At 64.4% G+C, this 22,485-nt stretch carries 22 protein-coding genes and 1 tRNA gene; 14 read left to right on the top strand and 9 right to left on the bottom strand.

The features are described 5' to 3' along the window. Nucleotides 1–10: 10 nt before the first annotated feature. Both CH278_RS07020 and CH278_RS07015 read right to left on the bottom strand, forming a co-directional pair. A complete protein-coding gene (locus CH278_RS07020; protein WP_032366859.1) occupies nucleotides 11–799 on the bottom strand; it encodes an enoyl-CoA hydratase/isomerase family protein in 789 nt (262 codons plus the stop codon). A 102-nt stretch (nucleotides 800–901) separates the two neighbouring features. Next, on the bottom strand, nucleotides 902–2,035 hold the full coding sequence (locus tag CH278_RS07015; protein ID WP_094621523.1) for an acyl-CoA dehydrogenase family protein: 1,134 nt from the start codon (nucleotides 2,033–2,035) through the stop codon (nucleotides 902–904). A gap of 91 nt (nucleotides 2,036–2,126) precedes the next feature. Here CH278_RS07015 and CH278_RS07010 point away from each other — a divergent pair, with 91 nt between their 5' ends. Genes CH278_RS07010 through CH278_RS06990 form a run of 5 tightly spaced genes read left to right on the top strand, consistent with a single transcriptional unit; the run spans nucleotide 2,127 to nucleotide 7,412 of the window. Then, nucleotides 2,127–2,498, top strand: a complete 372-nt coding sequence (locus CH278_RS07010; protein ID WP_032386464.1) for a nuclear transport factor 2 family protein — start codon at nucleotides 2,127–2,129, stop codon at nucleotides 2,496–2,498. Next, nucleotides 2,495–2,872, top strand: coding sequence for a hypothetical protein (locus CH278_RS07005; protein ID WP_094621522.1), 378 nt, complete (start codon nucleotides 2,495–2,497; stop codon nucleotides 2,870–2,872). The genes CH278_RS07010 and CH278_RS07005 overlap by 4 nt, the downstream gene beginning before the upstream one ends. Nucleotides 2,873–2,911: 39 nt before the next feature. Next, nucleotides 2,912–4,123, top strand: a complete 1,212-nt coding sequence (locus CH278_RS07000) for an acetyl-CoA C-acetyltransferase (protein ID WP_094621521.1) — start codon at nucleotides 2,912–2,914, stop codon at nucleotides 4,121–4,123. A gap of 36 nt (nucleotides 4,124–4,159) precedes the next feature. Further along, nucleotides 4,160–6,352, top strand: coding sequence for a 3-hydroxyacyl-CoA dehydrogenase NAD-binding domain-containing protein (locus tag CH278_RS06995; protein WP_094621520.1), 2,193 nt, complete (start codon nucleotides 4,160–4,162; stop codon nucleotides 6,350–6,352). 40 nt (nucleotides 6,353–6,392) lie between these two features. Further along, nucleotides 6,393–7,412, top strand: a complete 1,020-nt coding sequence (locus tag CH278_RS06990; protein ID WP_094621707.1) for an ABC transporter substrate-binding protein — start codon at nucleotides 6,393–6,395, stop codon at nucleotides 7,410–7,412. Between the two features lie 26 nt (nucleotides 7,413–7,438). Here the strand turns inward: CH278_RS06990 and CH278_RS06985 are convergent, their stop codons facing one another. Then, complete coding sequence (locus tag CH278_RS06985; protein ID WP_094688628.1) at nucleotides 7,439–9,019, bottom strand: MFS transporter; 1,581 nt, start codon at nucleotides 9,017–9,019, stop codon at nucleotides 7,439–7,441. Nucleotides 9,020–9,123: 104 nt separating this feature from the next. Here CH278_RS06985 and CH278_RS06980 point away from each other — a divergent pair, with 104 nt between their 5' ends. After that, complete coding sequence (locus CH278_RS06980; RefSeq protein WP_094621518.1) at nucleotides 9,124–10,143, top strand: NADP-dependent oxidoreductase; 1,020 nt, start codon at nucleotides 9,124–9,126, stop codon at nucleotides 10,141–10,143. 151 nt (nucleotides 10,144–10,294) lie between these two features. On the opposite strand, the gene CH278_RS06975 is transcribed toward CH278_RS06980, so the two are convergent. Further along, nucleotides 10,295–11,155, bottom strand: a complete 861-nt coding sequence (locus tag CH278_RS06975) for a class I SAM-dependent methyltransferase (RefSeq protein ID WP_094621517.1) — start codon at nucleotides 11,153–11,155, stop codon at nucleotides 10,295–10,297. A gap of 63 nt (nucleotides 11,156–11,218) precedes the next feature. Between CH278_RS06975 and CH278_RS06970 the strand changes: the two genes are divergently transcribed. The 3 genes from CH278_RS06970 to CH278_RS06960 are packed head-to-tail and all read left to right on the top strand — an operon-like array spanning nucleotide 11,219 to nucleotide 14,379. Then, a complete protein-coding gene (locus CH278_RS06970; RefSeq protein WP_179274477.1) occupies nucleotides 11,219–12,031 on the top strand; it encodes a class I SAM-dependent methyltransferase in 813 nt (270 codons plus the stop codon). Then, nucleotides 12,022–13,008 (top strand): phytanoyl-CoA dioxygenase family protein, encoded by a 987-nt coding sequence (locus CH278_RS06965; protein ID WP_094621516.1) that lies wholly within the window; start codon nucleotides 12,022–12,024, stop codon nucleotides 13,006–13,008. Before CH278_RS06970 ends, CH278_RS06965 begins: the two co-directional genes overlap by 10 nt. Nucleotides 13,009–13,062: 54 nt before the next feature. Continuing rightward, nucleotides 13,063–14,379: an esterase/lipase family protein gene (locus CH278_RS06960; RefSeq protein WP_143536224.1), complete on the top strand. Its 1,317-nt coding sequence runs from the start codon at nucleotides 13,063–13,065 to the stop codon at nucleotides 14,377–14,379. A 34-nt stretch (nucleotides 14,380–14,413) separates the two neighbouring features. Here the strand turns inward: CH278_RS06960 and CH278_RS06955 are convergent, their stop codons facing one another. Continuing rightward, a complete protein-coding gene (locus CH278_RS06955) occupies nucleotides 14,414–15,190 on the bottom strand; it encodes an SGNH/GDSL hydrolase family protein (protein ID WP_094621705.1) in 777 nt (258 codons plus the stop codon). Between the two features lie 93 nt (nucleotides 15,191–15,283). Here CH278_RS06955 and CH278_RS06950 point away from each other — a divergent pair, with 93 nt between their 5' ends. After that, complete coding sequence (locus CH278_RS06950) at nucleotides 15,284–15,844, top strand: PadR family transcriptional regulator (RefSeq protein ID WP_032369174.1); 561 nt, start codon at nucleotides 15,284–15,286, stop codon at nucleotides 15,842–15,844. A 95-nt stretch (nucleotides 15,845–15,939) separates the two neighbouring features. Further along, nucleotides 15,940–16,350 carry a nuclear transport factor 2 family protein gene (locus CH278_RS06945; RefSeq protein ID WP_094621514.1) on the top strand — a complete coding sequence of 137 codons (411 nt, stop codon included), beginning with the start codon at nucleotides 15,940–15,942 and terminating at the stop codon, nucleotides 16,348–16,350. 435 nt (nucleotides 16,351–16,785) lie between these two features. Here CH278_RS06945 and CH278_RS06940 read toward each other — a convergent pair. Then, nucleotides 16,786–16,857, bottom strand: a tRNA-Thr gene (locus CH278_RS06940). An 89-nt stretch (nucleotides 16,858–16,946) separates the two neighbouring features. Between CH278_RS06940 and CH278_RS06935 the strand changes: the two genes are divergently transcribed. Continuing rightward, nucleotides 16,947–18,410 carry a threonine/serine ThrE exporter family protein gene (locus CH278_RS06935; protein ID WP_027495673.1) on the top strand — a complete coding sequence of 488 codons (1,464 nt, stop codon included), beginning with the start codon at nucleotides 16,947–16,949 and terminating at the stop codon, nucleotides 18,408–18,410. A 10-nt stretch (nucleotides 18,411–18,420) separates the two neighbouring features. Here CH278_RS06935 and CH278_RS06930 read toward each other — a convergent pair whose 3' ends face one another. After that, nucleotides 18,421–18,681 (bottom strand): MbtH family protein, encoded by a 261-nt coding sequence (locus CH278_RS06930; protein ID WP_027495672.1) that lies wholly within the window; start codon nucleotides 18,679–18,681, stop codon nucleotides 18,421–18,423. A 90-nt stretch (nucleotides 18,682–18,771) separates the two neighbouring features. Next, nucleotides 18,772–19,581 carry an alpha/beta fold hydrolase gene (locus CH278_RS06925; protein ID WP_027495671.1) on the bottom strand — a complete coding sequence of 270 codons (810 nt, stop codon included), beginning with the start codon at nucleotides 19,579–19,581 and terminating at the stop codon, nucleotides 18,772–18,774. 92 nt (nucleotides 19,582–19,673) lie between these two features. On the opposite strand from CH278_RS06925, the gene CH278_RS06920 reads away from it, so the two are divergent. After that, a complete protein-coding gene (locus CH278_RS06920; RefSeq protein ID WP_094621704.1) occupies nucleotides 19,674–20,201 on the top strand; it encodes a general stress protein CsbD in 528 nt (175 codons plus the stop codon). A 31-nt stretch (nucleotides 20,202–20,232) separates the two neighbouring features. Further along, nucleotides 20,233–20,886 (top strand): hypothetical protein, encoded by a 654-nt coding sequence (locus CH278_RS06915; RefSeq protein WP_032389807.1) that lies wholly within the window; start codon nucleotides 20,233–20,235, stop codon nucleotides 20,884–20,886. A 110-nt stretch (nucleotides 20,887–20,996) separates the two neighbouring features. Here CH278_RS06915 and CH278_RS06910 read toward each other — a convergent pair whose 3' ends face one another. Then, on the bottom strand, nucleotides 20,997–22,418 hold the full coding sequence (locus CH278_RS06910; protein WP_094621513.1) for an HNH endonuclease signature motif containing protein: 1,422 nt from the start codon (nucleotides 22,416–22,418) through the stop codon (nucleotides 20,997–20,999). Nucleotides 22,419–22,485 lie beyond the last annotated feature (67 nt).

Raw genomic sequence — 22,485 nt, 5'->3', positions numbered from 1 at the left:
GTGGTGCGGATCAGCGCCCGACCCACTTGGGCTCACGCTTCTCGAGGAATGCGGTGACGCCCTCCTTGCCGTCCTCGGACTGGAGCGCATTGCCGACTGCGAGATGCTCCATGACCATGAGCGACTGGATGTCTGCATCCAGACCGCGGTCGATGCACATCTTGGTCAGCTTCATCATGAACGGGCTCTTGTCGGTGAGGTTCCCGATGAACTCGTCGACGGTCTTGTCGAGGTCCTCGGCCGGCGCGGACGCATTGATCAGGTCGAAGTCGACGGCCTCGGTGCCCGAGAGCAGCTTGCCGGTGAGCATGAGTTCCTTGGTCTTCCGGATGCCGATCATGCGGGGCAGGCGGTAGATGGGGCCGGCACCACCGAACAATGCACGGCGGATGTGGAAGTCGCCAATTCTTGCGTCGTCGGCCGCGATAGCGAAGTCGCACGAGATCATCAGTTCGAAGCCACCGGCGGTGACGTAACCCTCGAGAACCGCAACGGAGGGAGTGTTCATGGAGTACAGACGATCGCACACCTTCGCCGACAGGACGGCGACGTCCATGGCGGTGGTGGTGCCGATGAAGTCCGACAGCAATTCGTCGAGGTCGAAGCCCGAGCAGAAGGTGTTGTTGACTCCGCGAAGCACGAGAACCTTGAGGTTCGGATCGTTGTCCACCTCGACGATGATCTCGTCCAGACGATGCAGCAGCTCTACCGTGACAGCGTTCTTCTTGTGCGGGCGGTTGAGCCAGACGCGAGCGACGTCGCCGTCCTTCTCCAACAGAATGTGGTCGGTGTCGATCATGTGACAGCCTTTCGAGAGTGCAAGTTGAACTGGATTCACTTCAGTATTGATCATCGAGGCGATGGCGTCAATAGCCGATCCCCGGCGACCGCATCAATCGGTCTAGACGGCAAGCAAATCGGCGATCCGCGCCCGATGAGCCCGCGAATCACCCTGCAGCGCTTCGTTTCCGAGAACTCGACGGAAGTAGCTGTGCGCCGAGTGCTCCCACGTGAAACCCACTCCACCGTGCAACTGCACGGCCTCGTGGGCCGCATGTACCGCGGCATCGCTGCACACCGCACCCGCGACGGCAATCGCCAGCCGGGCCTCGTCGGGATCCTCGTCGTGCACCGCTGCGGCATACCGGGCGGCCGATCTGGCCCGCTCGAGTTCGACCAGCATGTCGGCCAACCGGTGTTTGATCGCCTGGAACGAACCGATGGGACGGCCGAACTGATGACGCGTCTTGACGTGCTCGAGAGTCATCTGCAGCAGGGCGTCGGCGATACCGGTGTTCTCGCACGCGAGAGCCAGCGTTGCCACGTCCTGTATCCGCGCGATCGCGTCGCCGGCTCCGTCCACCGACACCAACAGCGTCGCGGGGGCACGATCGAACGAGATGTCCGCTTGTCGCCTGGTGGAGTCGACGACGCGTCGATCATGCAGTGCGGAAAAATTGTTCGCGGACACTCCGAATAGTGCGATGCCGTCCGGGCAGCGGGCACTGACGACCACAAGATCGGCTGCTCCACCTCCGACGACGAACCTCACCTGTCCGCTCAGAACCCACCCGTCGTCGGTCCGGTCGGCATCGACGTCGTCGGACTCGGCAGACAATGCGCTCACTGCCGCAACCGTGGTACCGCCGAGGATTTCCTCGAGCAGGTCCGAGTTGCCCGCCTCCATCATGGCGCGAACGCCGACGGCCGCATGCTGATAGACGGGTTCGACCGCCAGAGCGCGACCGCATTCTTCGACGATGATGCCGAGCTCGACCATGCCGTAGCCGAGCCCACCCAGCTCCTCCGGCACAGCCATGGCGGTCACCGACATGTCGTCGACCAGGCGTTTCCACAGTTCGACCGAGTAGCCAGGGTCAGAGTCCGCAGACGCGCGCACCTGCTCGATCGTGGAGTACTTGGCGAGGACTCCGCGGATGGCCTCGCGTATCTCGGCTTGTTCGCTGCCGGGCGTCAGCGCCGACGGCTCCGAACGAGGCCAGGGGGCTTGTGCGTCGCGGTGAGATGATGACATGTCGCTCCACTCGAGTTGAATTCAGTTCTTTCTCGAACCATAACCGCTTGAACCCTCGACAAACAGGGTTTACCTGAACTAAGTTCACTTCATGTCATTGAAGATTGTGGAGTACTACGCCACCTTGGATGCCGGGCACCTGGACGACGCGGTGGCGATGCTGTCCGAGGATGTCGAATATTCGATGGTCTTGCCGAGCGGGGCGAGTCGAAAGACCGGACGAGCCGCGATGCTCGAATACCTGTCCGGCAGACCCCCCGTCGACCGCAAGCACCGAGTTCTCCGATCCGCCGTCGACCAGGACCTGCAGTTCGCGCACGGTGCAGTGACCGAAGGCGACCGGACCACGGGCTACTTCGTCGGAACAATGCACGTGCGCTCGGACGGCCTGATCGACCGCTACCAGGTCTCGTTCGACACCGAATTCGACCTACTGGTCACCGATGCAGGAGAAGGCCGATGAACTCCGACACGCACCCGACCCCCACTCTGCTCCGCTGGTTCGAATACATGGATTCCGACGACCCGGATCGGGTCCTGACCATGATCTCGGCGGACTTCCTTATGTCCGTGCAGTTCTCCAAGGGACACGGCGAGGCAGCCGAGTTCGTGGGCGACCGCGACGGGCTCGTCGCCTACCTCCAGCAACGCGAGAAGAGCACCCTGATTCATCATCTCGATCGCGGTGCCTCGGTCGACGGCACCGAGATGGTGCTGGGACGGACCACCCGCGACGGAGCCTTCGAGGCGTCGTTCAACGCCTCGGCCCAACTCGACGACAACGGGCACGTCCGACGGTTGCTGATCGCCCGCACGCCGGAATTGGCGTTCGACTAGGAGCCGATCGGCTCGCGAAACAGAGAAGAAAAGAGCGAGATGCCTGAGCAAGCAATGATTTTCGAGGCCATCCGTACCCCGAGAGGCAAGGGGCGCAACGGATCGCTGCACGGCACCAAGCCGGTGGACCTCGTCGCGGGGTTGATCACCGAACTCCGGGCTCGATTCCCCGATATGGATCCGGCCGACATCGACGACGTCATCCTCGGCGTCGTCTCACCGGTCGGAGAACAGGGCGCGGTCATCTCGCGCGCAGCCGCATTGGTGGCGGGACTCCCGGAATCGGTCCCCGGCACCCAGATCAATCGTTTCTGCGCGTCCGGGCTCGAAGCGACCAACCTGGCCGCCCAGAAGATCGCGTCCGGCTGGGACGATCTGGTGATCGCCGGCGGCGTCGAGTCGATGTCTCGGGTACCGATGGGCAGCGACGGCGGTGCCTTGTTCACCGACCCGGCCACCGCATACGACCTCTACATCGTTCCGCAGGGAATCGGTGCCGACCTGATCGCGACGGTCGAGGGCTTCTCCCGTCACGACGTCGACACCTACGCGGCGGAGTCCCAACGACGCGCCGAGGCAGCCTGGAGTGCAGGCTATTTCAAGAAATCCGTCGTTCCGGTCGAGGACTTCAACGGCGTCACCCTGCTCGACCACGACGAGCACCGGCGCCCGGGAACCACCACGGACAGCCTGGGCACATTGAAGCCGGCCTTCGCCGCGCTGGGCAAAGCCGCGGGTTTCGACGACGTAGCGCTGCAGAAGTACGTCAACGTCGAACGCATCGATCATGTTCACACCGGCGGTAATTCGTCGGGGATCGTCGACGGTGCCGCCCTGGTTCTCATCGGTAGCGCCGCGGCCGGAGCACGCGCAGGCCTGGTTCCCCGTGGCCGCATCGTGGCCACGGCTCAGGTCGGCAGCGAACCGACGATCATGCTCACCGGTCCGACCCCGGCCACCGTCGCGGTGTTGAAGCGAGCGGGCCTGACCGTGGACGACATCGACGTGTTCGAGCTGAACGAGGCCTTCGCCTCCGTCGTGCTCAAGTGGATGAAGGACCTCGACATCCCGCACGAGAAGACCAACGTCAACGGCGGAGCAATCGCGATGGGCCACCCGCTCGGGGCCACCGGCGCGATTCTGGTGGGCACCGTGCTGGACGAACTGGAACGAACCGGTGGCCGCTACGGCCTGATCACCCTGTGCATCGGCGGCGGAATGGGCGTCGCCACCGTCATCGAACGCCTCTGAACCGCCCATCGTCGACACAGAGAAATACGAGAAAACATGAGCGAGAACATGATCGGATGGGAACGCGGTGCCGACGGCATCGTCGTACTCACGATGGACGACGCAGGCAAGAGCGCGAACACGATGAACGATACGTACATCGCGTCGATGGCCGCCACGGTCGAGCGGCTCGAAGCCGAGAAGGACGACATCACCGGTGTCGTGATCACCTCGGCCAAGAAGTCGTTCTTCGCGGGCGGCGACCTCGACGACATGACGAAAGACCCGGGCGCTGTCGACGAGCGGGACGTTGCGCGCGCCTTGACCGAGCGGATCGACGGCATCAAGAGTGTTCTCCGACGGCTCGAAACCCTCGGCCGCCCAGTGGTGGCCGCGATCAACGGCGCGGCCCTCGGCGGCGGCTTCGAGATTGCGTTGCACACCCACCACCGCATCGCAGCGGATGTGCCGGGCACCCGAATCGGCCTCCCCGAGGCCACGCTCGGATTGTTGCCCGGTGGCGGCGGGATCGTCAGAACGGTCCGATTGATGGGACTCGACGCCGCCCTGTCGAAGGTGTTGACGAAGGGCCAGCAGCACTCGGTGGCCGATGCGAAAAAGCTCGGGCTGATCGACGCCACCGTTGCCGCTGTGGACGAGTTGATTCCGGCTGCGAAGGCGTGGATCGCCGAGAACCCGTCGGCTGTGCAGCCATGGGACGTCAAGGGTTTCGAGATACCCGGTGGCGGACCGAGCGATCCTGCCGTCGCTCAGAATCTTCTGGCCGCCACGGCGCTGCTACGCAAGCAGCTCAAGGGCGCACCCGCCCCGGCACCGCGGGCGATCCTCGCCGCTGCGGCGGAGTGCGCGTCGGTCGACGTCGACACTGCGGATCGCATCGAAACCCGCTACTTCGTCTCTCTGATGACCGATCGAGTGGCGCAGAACATGATTCGTGCGTTCTTCTTCGACATGCAGACCATCCGACGCGGCACGTCCCGCCCGGCCGGCCACGATACGTTCACCGCCCGTTCGGTGGCAGTCATCGGAGCCGGAATGATGGGTGCCGCGATCGCCTACGTGTGCGCCAAGGCCGGTATCGAGGTCGTATTGAAAGACCTCGACCAGGACGCTGCTGACCGCGGAAAACTCTACGCCGAGAAGCTCGAAGCAAAAGCTGTCGAGCGGGGCTCCACGACCGCCGAGAGGTCGGCGGCACTGCTCGACCGGATCCGGCCGACCGCGGACGCGACCGAGTGCGCCGCAGTCGATCTCGTGATCGAAGCCGCATTCGAGTCCGTGGAGGTCAAGACTGCGGTGTTCGGGGAGCTCGACGGTATCGTTCCCGCCGAAACCGTCCTCGGCTCCAACACCTCTCAGCTTCCCATTTCTATCCTGGCCGACGGCGTGAGCCGACCCGAGAATTTCATCGGAATCCACTTCTTCTCCCCCGCCGACAGGATGCCCCTCGTCGAAATCGTCCGTGGCCGAGAGACTTCCGATGCGACCGTGGCGAAGGTCGTCGACTTCGTATTCCAGATCGGTAAGACGCCCATCGTCGTCAACGACAGTCGAGGCTTCTTCACCTCGAGAGTGATCGGCGCGTTCCTCGACGAAGCGATGGCCGCGGTCGGCGAGGGCGTCAACCCGGTCTTCGTCGAACAGGCAGGCGCGCAGGCCGGCTACCCCGTCCCACCGCTGCAATTGATGGACCAGGTGACCTTGTCCCTGTCGCAGAAGATCCGCAAGGAGAACGAACGCGCGCTGGTGAGCGAAGGCAGCCCGCCTCGCCGACACGGCTCCGACGCGGTGATGGACAGGATGGTCGATGAACTCGACCGCCCCGGGCGTGCCGGCGGCGGCGGCTTCTACAGCTACGACGAATCGGGTGCGAGAACCGGGATCTGGCCGGGCGTGCGCACGTCGTTCGACTCGGGCTCGACTCGAATTCCCTTCGTGGACATGCAGGAACGGATGCTGTTCGCCGAGGCGATCGAGGCGGTCAAGTGCCTCGACGAAGGTGTGTTGACGAGCGTGGCCGACGCGAACATCGGGTCCTTGCTGGGCATCGGCTTCCCGCCGTGGACCGGGGGCGTGATCCAGTACATCGACCAATACGACGGCGGGCTGTCCGGCTTCGTCGACCGAGCACGCGAGTTGGCATCGAAGTACGGGGCTCACTTCGAGCCGCCGCAGTCGTTGGTGAACAAAGCACTACGCGGAGAACGCGTCCATACACTCGTGTCCTGAACGAAAAGAGAATGCTGTGAATGCAGTACGTCGATCGGTGATGTCCGTCGGGATCGCAGCGGTGACCGTCGTCGCTGCGGCGTGCGGGCAATCCTCGCAGGAAGCCGGATCCGCACCGGTGCAGGGCACATGGGACGACGTCGTGGCTGCGGCCGACGAGGAAGGAACCGTATACCTGTACTCCAGTCAGCATCCCGAGAACCTCGCGCTACTCGAGACCGCCTTCGAGTCGAAGTATCCCGACATCGATCTCGAGTTCACGCGGGGCAGTGACGTCGAGCTCAACCCGCGCGTGGAGACCGAAGCCCGCACCGGCCGTGGAACTGCCGACGTACACATGTCGACCGATGCCGCATGGATCACGAATGCGTCCGAATCGGGTACCTACTCGACGCCGGTGGTAGGGCCGGCCTTCGACAACCCGGCGTACGCTCGGTCGACGAGCATGCTGAACGACACGTTCTTCCTCACGAGCGCAGCGATATTCGCACTCGGGTGGAACACCGATGCCGTTCCTACCGGGCTGTCGTCCCCGCAGGATCTGTTGGATCCGAAGTTGAAAGGCCGGCTGGGCGTCGTGAATCCTGCGGGGTTCGCCGCCGTGGTCGACGAGTATCGCTTCTTCGACGAGAACTGGACCGGAGGCGGCTTTCTGGACAAGCTCGCCGTGCAGGAACCGCGGGTGTACCCGGGCACGTTGGCCGTGGCTCAGGCATTGAGCTCGGGCGAGATCGCCGCGTCGCCGATGGTTCCCCCACTGGTCCGGGAGAAGGACGCAGGTGCACCGGTCGACTGGATACTTCCCGATCCGGCATGGGGTGCGCCGTACTACTCCCACGTGCTGTCGTCGGCTCCGCATCCCAACGCCGCGCAAGTGCTGGCCGACTTCATGGTGTCGGCCGAGGGGCAACGCGCCCTGTCGAAGGGGTACGGCAGCGCACTGCCCGATGTCGAGAACTCGGTCGGGTCGGCACAGGACATTTCGCTGCCCGATTCGGATTCGCTGACGCCCGAGAAGGTCTCACAGTTCCAACAGGAATGGGAAAGCAAGTTCAACTGAACGTCGGTGGATGTGGTGGCCCGGTACTATCGCGGTGCCACATCCACCAGCACTCGCACCTGCGGTTCGGCCGTCAGATGGGAGGCGATCGCGGTCCTGATGCGGTGCTCGGGCACCGTCAGCCTCTCCGTCTCCTGGGAGGCATACTCCGACCAGTTCTCGAAGGTGCACAGCTCGACGAATGTCGCTCTGGTGCTGGACATTTGCGCACAGGACCACCGTACGGCCCCGAGTCGGAGTCTGGACGATCGCAGGCGTCCGACGTCGTCGACGAACTGCGTCAGCTTTTCCGGATCGACGACATACGTCGTTTCGACGGTTATCCGGCGACCGTCGAATTCGGTCGAGAGTACCGGCGGACCTGCTCCTCCCGACAGATCCGGTGCTATCGATTCGCTCGGCAGAATTCCCCGTCGGAGAATCTCTACTGCGGAGACGGACATGATCGCCGCCGAGACGATCACTGCTGCAACGAGACCGACTGCGTCGGCCAGAAACCCCCACAGGAGGGCTCCTACTGCCTGACTGCCCTGAAAGGTCAGCATCACGAATGCGATGACACGCGACTTGATCCACTTCGGCATCACAGCGTGGGTGGCGATCATCCAGGTGCTCTGGATCGCGACCCACGCCGCACCCACGATGACCAGCAGCACGAAGACCACACTCACCGACGGCACGAGCACGATGCCCGCGAGGACCGCCGCATACGCAATCGAACCGATCGCTACGAATGTGTTCCAGCTCAACCGTGCACGGAGAGGCATCAGTGCGACGGTCCCGGCCACCGCACCGATCCCGATGGCACCCGAGAGAACACCGAACTGAACCGACGATGCATGTAGTCGTTCGTATGCCACCACCGGTAGCAACGCCCACAGGGCACTGGCCGGAATTCCGAACGTGATGACGCGCAACAACAGTCGCCGAGTCCAGCGCGAATGGCGAATGAACCGCACACTCACCCCGACAGCATGGTGCACGGATTCGGTCTTGGGCTTCTTACCGGACTCCGGCGGCACCTGAGTGAGCGCCACGACGACACAGACTGCGAACAGCGCGGCAACGGTCGCAAATGCACCGCTCGAACCCCACCATGCGAGTATCGCGCCCCCGATCACCGGTCCGACTGCGCGCGCCCCGTTGAAAATGGCACCGTCGATTGCAGGAACGACCGCCATCATGTCGGCAGGGACCAGATGAGGGAGTAGGGCCTGCCACACGATTGCCACCGACGCGAGCCCGCACCCGGCGAGAAACACCGCTGTCATCAACGCCGGCGTGGAGGACAGGCCGAGGAGTTGCAACGCCGTCATGACGATCGACGCCACCAGCAGGACGATAGCGGTGCCCGCGAGCAACAACCGATGACCGGCGAACTCCGCGATGGCCCCGATCGGTAGAGCAAGAAGAAAGAACGGCACACTGGCGGCGAACTGGACTGAGGAGACCACCAGCGCGGACTCCCCCGACTCGGTGAGCGTCCACTGGGCAGCGAGAACCAGGATCCACACGCCCACACTGGCGCTCAGCTCGAAGCCCAACATCCGGCGCAACTTCGGAATACGCATCGGCGCAAAGAAACTGATGTGATTCGACGATTTCACCTGTGTCACCTTTCGGACGCGGCCTACACTTGAACCTAATTCAGTTGTGGAAAGATTGTCGCGTTTTCCGCATCACCCGATTCGAAGGGACGTCATCGAAGACCATGATCAGTCGAGTACTCTGCCTCGCCGCCCGTCCCAGCGGAAAACTCACGACCGAGCATCTGGAGCTGGCGGACATCCCGCTCGCTCCACTGCTCGATGGCGAAGTGCTGGTGCGAAATACGTGGCTGTCGATCGATCCGTCGATTCGACTGCGCCTCGGCGACTCGGCACCGTCGGGATATCTGCCACCGCTGGGGATCGGAGATGCGTTGGTGGGGTTGGCACTCGGCGTCGTCGTCGAATCACGGGACGAGAACTTTCGGCCGGGAGATCTGGTGTCGCACATGTACGGCTATTGCGACTTCGCAGTGGTCTCTGCCACCGCCGGCGGATTGGGCGGCGCGGGCACCCTCACCAGAATCGATACCCAGGACTGGCCCCCACAGTGGTTCCTGGGTCCGCTGGGCAGTTCTGGGCTCACGGCCTATGTCGGCCTCTTCGAGATCATGGACATTCGACCGTCCGATACCGTCTGGATCTCGGCCGCGGCAGGAGCAGTCGGCAGTATCGCCACCCAACTCGCCGCCCATCACGGATGTACGGTGATCGCTTCCGCAGGCAGCCGACGCAAGGCCGATCATCTGGTCGATGCCCTGGGAGCCTCCCGCTCGTTCGATTACCACGACGGCGACATGGACAGCCTTCTCGCGCGCGCTGCCCCGGACGGAATCGACGCATACTTCGACAACGTCGGCGGTTCTCACTTCACCGCTGCACTCGACGCACTTCGACCCGAGGGACGCGTCGCGATGTGCGGGGCAATCTCCACCTACGAAACATCGAACACGTTGCCGTCGAACCTGTTTCAGATCACGGCCAAGAGCTTGTCGGTACGAGGATTTCGAGCCGGCTCATTTGGCCATCTCTACGACACGATGCGATCCACCGTCGGAAGCCGACTGGTCGACGGAACCATGATCTACGAGGAATCCGTCTACGACGGCCTCGAGCAGGCCTCCACCGCACTGGTCGACCTACTCAACGGACGAACGAACGGAAAGACACTCTGCCGGTTGTGAACCGCTGACTGTGAGCCGGCGGGAAGCGAATCGGCTCCTCACATCTGAATGTCGGACGCCGATTGGCGTCGGAAATCCGAAAGCGGGGATCTGATTCACAACGGCGTCAACGCATCCAGCGGCGTCAACGCGTTCAGTGGCGTCTAGGCGTTCAGTGACGGGTCGCTCTGAATACATCGACCGGATGCGGAACTCGAAGCCCGCCAACCGCATTCGGAACCGATACCGCCGAGAGGTAGGCGCGCACCGGCTCGTGCAGCTCGGGCGTCAACCGGGCTTGCACCGCGAAGTCCAGCACGTCGTCGCTCGCGGCGGAAAGATCGACCAGCGCATCGAGAGTCACTGTGTCGTCGAGGGCGATCTCGGCGTCGACGAACGCTTTCTCGATATCTGCGCTGAACCATTGCCGATGGCCCTCCAGCGGAGGAGCGAGTACTTCGACGAGTGCGTTGAGCGCCGCCGTCGGCGCAATCGCCACCCACAGTTCGCCGCCGGGTCGCAGCAGGGCGAGCGCGGCATGCAGCGTTGCTCGTAAGTCTGCGACGTAGTACATCGAGTGCACGAACATTACGACGTCGAAAGTCTCGTCGACGGGTGCGTCGTCGAACGATGCGACGTACGCGTGGGCGTCGAGTTCGGTGGCCTCGAGCGCCGCCATCTTGGCGGCGAAGAGCTCGGTACTGCCGATCCAAGGGTCGATGCCGACGTACCGCACCGTGCGGCCGGGTGCCCGCAGCAACAGGCCCGCTGCAAGCCTGGCATCGAGCGAACCGTCCCCGCAGCCCACCGACAGCACCGATAGCGGTCCGTTCCCCATCCCGGCCAGCCGATCTGCGAAGTGCCGGGCGATCAGACCGCGCTGATCGGAGAGCATCTCGAAGGCGGCATGGTGCTCGGCGTAGGACTCGGGCGGCAGGCCCGCCAGCGCCTCGGCCCCGCGCCGCATCGCCCGCAATCCGTCGATGAGCACGACGGCAGTGTCGGTCGGCGAATTCGGAGCTATGTTGGACATTGGACCGAGTCAACCATGACGCCCCGTCCGGTGCGTCGTAGTTGGCTTCCTAGGAGGAATCTCGTGAGCAGCGGAGACACAGCCGAACGCAGTCTCGAGCACTGGAGCGAGGCGGGCCGCACGGGTATGGAGGCGTTCTACGCCCTGGCCACCGAGGACTATCACCAGCTGGCGTTGGCAGCCGATTGGCCGACGCTGCTCGCCGGCCGGGCTCACGAGGGCTGGTCGCTACTCGACGTGGCCTGCGGCAGCGGTAAATTCCCCACTGCGCTCCGCCGGTACACCGACCTGTCCGCGGTACCCGAGGTCGCCTACGACCTGCTCGACCCATCCGAATTCTCGGTGGCCGAGGCACGCGGAGCTCTGGCCGCGCCTTTCGTCGCCCGGCACGATCTGGTGATGACGCTGCAGGATCTGCCCGCAGATCACGCAGGCTACGACGTCGTGTGGGCCACTCACGCGCTCTACGCCCTTCCTCCCGCCGAGTTGGATGCCGCAGCCGAAAGGTTCGTGGCCGCGCTGGCTCCCGGTGGTCTCGGTCTGGTCGCGCAGGCAACGGAAGCCTCCCACTACATCGCGTTCTACGATGCCTTCCGCGCCGGCGTGCGCGAAGCAACGCCGTACACGACGGCCGAGCAGGTGCGCGACGCGCTGATCCGCGCGGGCGCGGACGTGCGCGATAAGCGCGTCTCCTACACCACCGGAACGTCCGATCGCGCTGTCGCCGAGGGCTTTCTGCAGCGGTGTGCCTTCGACGACTCCGTGTCCCTCGACGAGATGGAAGCGGCCCCCGTGCTCGGTGACTACCTCGCTTCGTGTCGCGACGCGTCCGGTTCCTACACCTTCTCGCACGAGGCGGCCCTGCTGTGGCTCTGAACAACCCTGCCACCAACGAGCTTCTGCCCGAACGCAATCGCGAGGGCGGAATCGACCAGGACTGGGCGGGCAACGACCAGGACTGGTGGGACTGGTACGTCACGCTGGCCGCGAACGACGCCGCACCCGCAGAACTGGTCGAAGGTCCCGGCTTGCCCGACATCGACGCGGCGACCGACGATCAAGTCGAGCGTGAACTCACCGAGCCCTACGATCTCGACCCGGCGGCCGTCGATGCATTCGCCCGTCACGCCTTCGTGCGGCTGCCCGCCGTGTTCTCGCCTGCCGTCGTACGTCGACTCGCCGAGCGGCTCGACGAACTACTGCGAGCCGAGCACGGCAATGACGTTGCGGGCCGGTTCACCGCGCTCGAGCAGATGTGGCTCCACGACGACCTGATGCGTGCCGTAGCGCTGTCACCCCGGATCGGCGGGTTGGCCGCGGCACTGCTCGACGTGCCCGGCGTTCGGCTGTACCACGACAATGCGCTGTCCAAGGAGCCCGGCTGCGGACGCACACCGTGGCACCACGACGCCGAGCACTTCCCGTTGCAGACCACCGCCGCCGTCACCGCCTGGATGCCGATGTCGGCCATTCCTGGCCCGATGGGTCCATTGTCGTTCGCCCGCGGACGGGACGTTCTCGGCGAGGTCGCCGACCTGGAATTCGACAAGGTCGGCACCTCCTACGACGAGGCCGTCACCCAGCGTTTCCGCACGCGCAACGTTGCGGTGGAGTCCGAGCCGTTCGCCGTGGGAGACGTGTCGTTCCATTCCGCGCTGTGCTTCCACACCGCCGGCCCGAACCGGACGACACAGCCGCGTCGCGCGCTGGCCACCACCTACTTCGCCGACGGCACCCGCGTCGTAGAGTCGCCGACCCTGATCAGCGGCACATGGCGAGAATTCCTCCCCGGCATTGAGCCCGGTGGCCTCGCGAACTCCGAGCTCAACCCGGTGGTCGGCCGCCGGGGCTGAGACGCCGATTCTGCATCGGCAGCAGTTTGAGTGGACGTGCGTACACTGAATCCGGTGGGGACAAAACCTGGACCGGGGAAGAAATCTCGGCGCACACAGGAGTGGGGTGAGCTCGGCGAGCTCACACTTCGCGAGTTGGCGTCGGCTGCGGGTGGCGTTCGCGCGGTCCACTCGGCAATTGCACGACGCACGTTTGCTGCCGTGAAGCTCGGTATCGGTCCCGCCGCCCTGCCGACACAACTGATGCACGACGCGATCGCCGCCGGCACGTACGCGAGCATCGCGGCCGCCTGCACCGGCGCAGCCAAGATCGTCGGTTCCCTGACCGACGGCTCTCTGGCTGACGGCTCCCTGACCGACGGCGACGACGTGGCCGAGGACGACTCGCGGCCGTCGCCGTCGCACACCAGCCGTGGCGCGCAGACCATCGCCGTTCTGAACGGTCTCATCGGCGACGACATGGAGAGAACAGCCCGGGTACTGGCCCATCCGATGTCGATTCGAGTCGACGGACGCCCTGTACCCCCGGAGTACCGAGCCTTGGCCGCCGGGTTTCCCACTGCGGGAGCGCACCTCGTGGTGTTCGTCCATGGGCTGGTCGAAACGGAATACGCATGGCGGCTCGGTGGCCGGCCCACATACGGAGAGCGGCTGGACGCCGAAGCCGGGACGACCTCGATCTTTCTGCGCTACAACACCGGACGCCGAATTGCAGCCAATGGTGCCGACCTGTCGGACTTGCTGGAGCAGCTCGTACCGGCGTGGCCCGTCCGGGTACAGCGGATCACGTTGGTCGGACATTCCATGGGCGGGCTGGTCTCACGCAGCGCCTCTCATCACGCCGCCGAAAGCGGTCGCCGATGGGTGGATCTGCTGACGGACGTATTCACTCTGGGGACACCACATCTGGGCGCGCCGCTTGCCCACGGCGTCCACGTCGCCGCGGCCGCAATGGCACTCGTACCCGAGACCCGGCCGTTCGCGAACCTACTGGCGCGTCGAAGTGCCGGTATCCGTGATTTGATCCACGGAGCGATCACCGACGAGGACGGTCATGCTCGGTACACCGACAGCTTCGATGTCGGTGCTGCCATGGACATCTCGGTTCCGGAACGGGTGCGTCATCATCACGCGTCCGCGGTCGTCACCGGAAGTCCGCGCAACCCGGTCGGAGTCTTCGTGGGCGACGGTCTGGTCCGTACCGACAGCGCCGGAGGCCGAAACAAACTCCGCAACATAGGACTTCGACCGGACGACGGTCTGGCGATCTACAGTGCGCACCACTTCACCCTGCTCAACGACGAGAGGGTGTACAGCTGGATGCGGCGCAGCTTGGTCGATAACACTGCAGATCTCGGCCCGGGATTCTGATTCACCAGGTCTGCTCGCGTCGGTTCGCCCGGCTCTACCCGAGTACCGCGGTCAGCTCCGGCCGCTTGGCCGTACGACTGTCCCCCGAGGAGCGTTTACGAATCCGACGAGTCAACCACGGCGCGAGGAACATTCCGGCCCAGGTGAGGTCGGCGCGAACTCGGGAGTGCAGGCGCGGTCTGGCGAGCGGTGCCAACGGGAGAGTCCATGCGTCGGTGACGCCCGGTAGACCGAGGGCGTAGGCGGCGGCCGCAGCGAGCCGCGCGTGCCCTGTCTCGTTCAGATGCAGTCGGTCCCAACTCCATAGCCGAGGATCGGAGGCCACGTCGTGCTTCTCGAGGTCGATCACCACGACATCGGATTCGGCTGCGACTCTGCGAATCTCGGCGTTGAGCTCGGTCATACGCCTGGCGATGACGGTCCTTCCGGGGACCGGGTGAGCGAGGCGGGGGAACGTCATGGTGATCACGGTGCAGTCGGCCGCTCGGAGCGCGGCGAATATTGCGCCCACTTCACCTGCCACGGTCCGCGCATCGAACTGCGGACGCAAGATGTCGTTGACACCGGCCGCGACGGACGCGACCGTCGGCTTCAACGCCAACGCAGCCGGCAACTGCTCGGCCTTGACCTGCGCAGCCTTACGACCACGTACCGCGAGGTTGGCGTAGACGACCTCGTCTGCACTCTCGGCCATGTGCTCGGCGAGCCGATCGGCCCAACCACGAAAGCCCGTTTCGTCGTTGCCGTCGTTCAGCCCTTCCGTCTGGCTGTCGCCCAGGGCTACGTATCGCAATTGTTTCGTCCGATCCACCACGTCCACCGTTCTTTCACTCGACGTCAATATACAACAAATTGTCTAATATCTGGCCTGCCCGCCACCTCGCGACGGGTACTGTCCTTGATCATGTCGCTACGTGATGCTGTGCTCGCCGCACTGGTCGACGGGGAGATGTCGGGTTACGACCTGTCCAAGGCGTTCGACGCAACCGTCGCCAACTTCTGGACTGCCACTCCCCAACAGCTCTACCGCGAACTCGACCGAATGGATCGAGACGAGGTGATCTCGGCGCGATTGGTCGAACAGGACGGTCGACCCAACAAACGCCTGTTCAGCCTCACCGACAAGGGACGCGCAGCGCTGCGCCAGGTGAGCCATCGGCAACCGAAGCTTCCGGCCATTCGCGACGAGCACCTGGTTGCGATCCACGCTCTCGAAGCCGGGGACCTCGAGCCGATGACCGATGCGATCCGAGAACGAATGCAGCTCTCACGAGACAAGCTGGCTCGGTACGACCGGATGGCGCACCGCCTGCTCGACGGACGTACCGAGACCGAGTTCCTGGCCACCGCCGATCGCATCGGCCCGTATCTCACCCTGATGCGCGGACGGATGTTCGAGGAGGAATCGCTTCGCTGGGGTGCCCGTGTCCTCGAAGTTCTCGACACCCGCGCGGGACGCAGATGAAAACGCCGATCACCCGTTCATAGTCGCAAAATTGTGTATGGTTCGGTCACCAGCCGAGGGTGTCTCAGGCCCTGGCCCCACCCAGGAGATGACGCGTGCAGCAGTTCCGACAGGCCGTCGAGGCCAACGATCACGACGCCATGGCCGCCACCCTGGCCGAGGACGTCGTCTTCAGCTCCCCCGTCGCATTCAAGCCGTACCGCGGCAAGCAAACGACCGCGGCGATTCTGCGCGCCGTCACCCGCGTCTTCGAGGACCTTCGCTACGTGAAAACCGTCGAAGACATCGGCGGCCGTGATCACGTCCTGTTCTTCGAGACCCGTATCGACGACGTGACCGTCCACGGCTGCGACATCCTCCACCTGAACTCCGACGGCCTGATCGACAATTTCACCGTGATGGTGCGTCCGCTGTCGGCTGCGCAGGCACTCTCGAAGGCCATGGCGACAGAATTCGCCGCCGAAATGGGTTCGATGGCTTCCGCGGAGAAGCAAGACAAGCAGTGATACCGGGCTTGTGGAACGAACAGAGCCGCGCACCTCTGGGTGCGCGGCTCTGATCAGTATTGGGTGACGGTGTTCGCCAGTGCGCCTCTCGGCAGGTGGCCGCTCGTAGCGGCTGATGGTTGGTACCCGGGGCATTGGGATCGAACACCGTCGATGAAGTCAACGACGACTCGGCTCTTCGTATTCCGACCCGTGGCGATGTGGTGGGCCCGCGGTTGCGCAGCGATGACTTGAATTCACGCCCCCAATCGGAATCGACACCTCCTACGAAGGGTGTGGATTCCGACGAAGGGCGTCGATCCGCCCCGTCGACTCAATCAGCTCCCCCGTTTCGGATACCTGACTCCCATCGGCGTCGGGTATCCGAAACTGAGGAGCCGATCCGAGACGAAAACGTAAAAACTCCGATCCCAGGGACGGAATCGGAGCCAAGAGAGCCTCCTAACGGGATTGAACCGTTGACCGCTCGCTTACAAGGCGAGTGCTCTACCGCTGAGCTAAGGAGGCAGTGAAGCGAGCCAAGCATACCGTTCATCGGACGCTCAGCGACAACAGGTACCTTGTCGGTGGATCACCCCAGCAACGTAAAGACGGTCATGACTTTCCTGCAAGACCTGACGGCTTCGCTGAGCCGTCTCACCGGTGAGCGTCGGGCCACCATCGATACACCGACCGCCGCGCCGTCACCTCTTCGCCCTATCGATCTGACGGACGACGCGACGGTCGCCGAGGTCCTCGAGCTGGCCGTTCGTGTCGGCGAGGTGTTGTTGGCGTCGGGCACGTCTGCGGTGGATACGGCGACGCAGGTGCAGTTCATCGCCGCGACGTACGGCCTCGCGCGATGCGATGTCGACGTCACGTACAACTCGATCACGCTGAGCGCACATCGCGGTCCGACGCGGCCGCCGGCGTCGACGATGCGCATCGTCCATTACCGCTCGATGGACTTCACACGGCTGGCCGCGGTCGACCGACTTATTCGCTCGGTGCGCGTCAAGGTGGTCCCGGCGAGCATCGCGCGTGACCGCCTCGACGAGATCACCTCGGCCCCGCACCCGTACAACCGGTGGATCGCGACCTTCGCGTGGGCCGGCATGGCGGCGGCGATCGGTGTGTTGCTCGGCGGCGGCGCGTTGGTCGCGGTCGTCAGCTTCCTGACGACGATGGTGATCGACCGAATCGGCCGCATCCTCAACCGCGCCGGACTGCCCTTCTTCTTTCAGCAGGTGGTCGGCGGATTCGTCGCTGCCACCCCGGCGATCACTCTGTACAACTTTCAGGATCAGCTCAATATCGACATCTCCCCGTCGGTGATCATCGGTGCCGGGGTGACGGTGCTGCTGTCGGGGCTTTCGCTCGTCGGCTCGGTACAGGACGCGATCACCGGAGCACCGATCACCGCGTCGGCCAGATTCTTCGAGGTGCTGATGATGACGGGCGGCATCATTGCCGGCGTCGCCACGTCGCTGCGGTTGGCGGCCCTGATCGGGAGCGATCTGCCGCAGATCAGCAACCTGCCTCCCCCGGACATCACACAGGTGCCCACCAAGGTCCTGGCCGGCGCGGCCGCGTCTCTGTTCTACGCGCTCGCCTGCTACGCCGAGCGGCGCGCACTGACGGCAGCGTTCATGGGCGGCTTCGCGGGCGCACTCGTCTACTTGATGTCGCAGACACTGGCTGTGGGTCCGATCATCGCGTCTGCCATCGCGGCCACGGTCGTGGGATTCGCCGGTGGTCTCCTCGCGCGTCGAGCGCTCATTCCGCCGCTCATCGTTGCCGTCGCCGGCATCACTCCGTTGCTGCCCGGTCTCTCGCTTTACCGGGGTCTGTACGCGATTCTCAACGACCAACTGCTGCTCGGTATCAGCTCGCTCTTCGCGGCGTTCGGCATCGGCTGTGGCCTGGCTGCGGGCGTCACATTGGGTGAGTGGGGTGCGCGAACATTGCGTCGACCCCGGATCCTGGCACGCACCGAGGAACTACTACGCCCGACGCTTCGCCGCAGAGAAGAACCGCGCCGACCGACGGTTCGTCGGCGGCGCGGTACGAGTCCTTCGTAGAAGGCGGAACTCAGGCCTCGGTGCTGGGGGTTCCCTCAGCACCTGCGCGGGCAGCTGCGTCGGCCTCCATGGCCTCACGCAGGCTGCGCGGACGCATGTCGGTCCAGTTCTTCTCGACGTACTCCAGGCACGCAGCGCGGGTGTCTTCACCGAAGACGACACGCCACCCCTGAGGGACCTCGGAGAACGTCGGCCACAGCGAATGCTGATCTTCGTCGTTGACCAGCACGAAGAAGCGTCCGTCTTCGTCATCGAACGGGTTGGTACTCATCTCGCCTCACTCGTCGCGAACGTTTGATTGGTAAGTCTGCACCGTGAGGTGCCACACGACCCTAGCAACGCAGGTCGTGCTCAGGTGGCGTCAGGCCTTGAAGAAGTCGAGCAAGTGCGCATTGACGGCCTCGGGACGCTCGAGATATCCGTAGTGCCCAGCGTCCGCGATTTCCACGTATCGAGCCCCCGGAATCGCGTCGGCGAGCTCCTTGCCCAGGTAGGCGGGGATCATCCGATCGTCGGCGAACCCGACCGACAGACACGGCACCGACACTGCCCGGTAGGCGTTGGTGCGGTCGAAATCGTCGTCCATGCCCAGCTGCGCGCGCACCCCGGCGGATGGTGAGGATGCCGAGAACTCGAACAGGTCGAGCCAATCGCGAGCCGTTCGCGCATCACGCAACGTGGCGGGCGACAGGTTCATCACCGCCGTCACCGCGGCCGAGTACGTGCCCGGCAGCTCGACGCGCTTGTCGTACAGCGCCCGTTCGCCCTGGGCGAGAGTCTTCTGGAACTCGTCGACCCGCGCGTGCCCGGCCAAGAACGCCGCCTTGCGAACCAGATCGGGACGCTTCAGAGCCAACTCCTGTGCGACGCGAGAGCCCATCGACGTTCCGACGACGAAGGCCTTCTCGGCACCGTCGCGGACCAGTTCGATCAAGCCCTCGGTGTCGGCAACCATGGCGTCGATGGTGATACCGGTCGCACTTTCCGACGACGGCGCGATACCGCGGTTGTCGAAGGTGCACACCCGGTAGCCGGCCGCCAGGAGGGCCGGTACCTGATGCAGTTCCCACACTCGGCCGGGACTGCCGGTGCCCATTATCAGAACGACCAGGTCTCCACTGCCCTTGACCTGGTAGTTCACGTCGATGCCGTTGATCTTCGCGATAGGCATACGTCTCCTCACTGCTGATGCTTTCGTCGGCGATCGTATCGTCCGAGGTCGACGTGGGGTTACTCGAACAGCCAGTGGGTACCTGCAGTTACATGACTGACGAGAACGTAGCGGGCGAAGCACGCAAAGGAATGCTCGACGGGATCAAGGGCAAAGCCAAAGAGGTCGTCGGCGCTGTCACCGGCAACGACTCGTTGACGGCCGAGGGCCAGTTGCAGGCCGCTCAGGCTCGCGAACGCAAGGAGGCGCAGGCCACCGAACGCGTCGCCGATGCACAGGCCACCGAGGCCGCCGAGGAGCTGGCCGACGTGCGGACTGCGGCAGACAGTCGACGCGAGGCCGCGGAAGAGAACGCGGCAGTTGCCGAGGCGAACGCAGACCGCGTTCGAGAGACCCAGGTGGCCGCGGCCGAGCAGAACAAGCGTGAGACCGTGACGCGGGAACGAGCGGCAGCCGAGGTCGACGCAACGGCCGAACAGATCGAAGCGACCGAGGAGCGCAAAGCCGAGCAGGCCGCGGCAGATGCGGACGAAATGGTGGCTGCGCAAAAGCACCAGGAAGCGTTGCTGCAGGCCGAAGCCGACCGCAAGAAAGCCGAAGAGCTTCGCAACCAGGCTTGACCCACCACTGCTGATCTAGGAGTTCGACTACATGAGTGTTTTGGCCCTACCACTGACCATCCTGAGACTTCAGTACAAGATCGCACGAATTCCGTTGCAGCTCATCGAGACCAACGTCGTCGTGAAGATGGATGCGGAATCACCGGCGCGGCTCGCCTACGAGCACACGCTCGGATCCCTCGATCGTGCTGTCGGAAACCTGTTGGGAGACAGGAGTCTTGCCGATCGCGGTGAGACTCTGGTCGACAGCACCGAGAACCGCGCCGAAGCAGCACGCCTGGACGCCGAGGCACGTGCGAAGAAGACTGCCGCGGACGCCGACCTGAAGACGGCTCGTGAGACCGCCGAGCAGGACCGGCGGGCCGCCGACGCCGCAGCCCAGGAAGCGGCCCGCGACGCGCGACAGGAGGCCGAGCAGCGCAAGCGCGAGGCCGCCCAGGAAGCCGAACGCGAAGCGGCTGCAAAGAAGAAAAAGGCCGACGAGCAAGCTGCCGCGGCCGCCAAGGCAGCCGAGGACCGCAAGAAGACTCAGCAGGCTCAGGTCGACAAGCAGGAGAAGCTGGCTGCAGCACCGTCCGAGGCCGAATTGGCCGAGGCCGCAGAGCGATCCGAGGAAGCCGACGCCAAGAAGGACGAGGCAGAGCGCATCGAGAAGCTGTTCATCGCGGAGAAGAACAAGGACTGACAGCCCGGTTCTCTCGAAACGAGCTCAGCTACAACCCCTTCCAGCCCCGCACCGTGTTCTCGGTGCGGGGCTGGAGTGTTTGTGTGGGGCGGGTGTGTGTTTGCGCGAGCCTATGCGATGTGGGGGCCTGCTCGGGCGTGGGATTGTCGGGGTTGTCGGTAGGGGTCGACGGATGCCGGCGGTACGAACCAGGGGTGTTGATCGGTGCCGATGAACACTTCCCAGTCGGAGCGGTGGACGAGTCGATGGTGAAATCCGCAGAGGAGGACGAGGTTGTCCATATCGGTGGGGCCGCCGTCGGCCCAGTGCCAGATGTGGTGACCTTCGGTCCAGGCGGCGGGTTTGCCGCAGCCCGGGAACGCGCAGCCGTGATCGCGGGCAGTCAGCGCGCGTTTCTGTTTGGCGGTGACGGTCCGGGCGGTGCGGGCGAGGTTGAGTGGGTTGCCGTTCTCGTCCATCACGATGGCGGTGAGAAGGCAATCACACGCCAGTTGGCGGGAGGTGTTGCGGGAGAGCGGTCCCATCCAGGGCAGCCAACCGACCGACGTGCCGTCACCGAACAGGTCCCGATATGCGCCGCGGTCGGCTGCAGCATCACCTCCACCGCAATCGCCACTGCCGCTGCCGTTTTCGTGGTCCGGTTCGGTTGCTGCGTCGGTGTCGATGGGGTCGCCGGTGTTGATGTCGACCGGATCTGCTGCGTCGGTCTCGGTGTCGGATTCTGTTGCTGCGCGTGAGGTTTCGTCGTCTGTTATGTCCTCGGCACTGTCGCGGAGGTCGGTGAGGTCCTGCAACCGGATGTGCAGGTTGACGTGGGGTTTTTCGCCGCCTTCGGTGGGGCGGTTACTGGAGGCGAGGTATCGGTCGAGGATGTGCCCGAAGGCGTCGGCGCGTCGCCGTGCGGGACTGCGTTCGTCTTGGGTGCCGTCGGCGGCAGGGCGGGGTTCGGTCAACGGTGAAAGCGCGGTGAGCAGCTTTTCTCCGGTGATCGCATCGAAATCCATCTTCGCCACGAGACGTCCGTTGAGGGTTTTCGAGGCGAAGAGTTCGTTGCGGTCGGTGTCTTCCGGTGGTGGCTTGTTGCCGCCGTAGGTGTCTTCGAGTTTGGTGATCGCTTCGCGGATGTTGTCGGTGCGTGCCCCGGGCCCGGTGGCGGCGGTGATCATCGCGGTGCGGGCGATATCGCGACCCTCTTGGGGGAGGTTCTTCGGTGGCGCTTCGGCGAAGGTGAGAATCAGGGCGGCGTGGTCGACGGTCATGCTGCCGGTGTTCACGGCGTCGGCGATGTCGGGGAAGTTCTTCAACCCGCGAGCGAGGGCCACGATCTTGTTCGCTTTGCTCGGGGTGAGGAGGGTGGTGGAGGTCAGCCACCCTGCGGGTCCGGGGAAGCCGAGCTTCTCTCGGCTCACGCGGGTGTCGATGTCGGCGACGAGGGCGATGCGGCGTGCTTCGAGCAGTTGGATCTTGTGGGAGACCGCAGCGGCGTCGGCGAGGAGTTCGCTTTCGCTCAGTTGCCAGATCTCCGTGGTCATGGAGACAAGTGTATCGAACAGATGTTCGACGCGCGACGATGGTGCAACCGAAAACTACTGCTGTGCA

Origin of the sequence: Rhodococcus sp. 05-2254-5 (assembly GCF_002258575.1) — a bacterium.
Classification (GTDB): Bacteria; Actinomycetota; Actinomycetes; order Mycobacteriales; family Mycobacteriaceae; genus Rhodococcoides; species Rhodococcoides fascians.
This window is presented reverse-complemented; position numbering and strand designations above follow the sequence as displayed.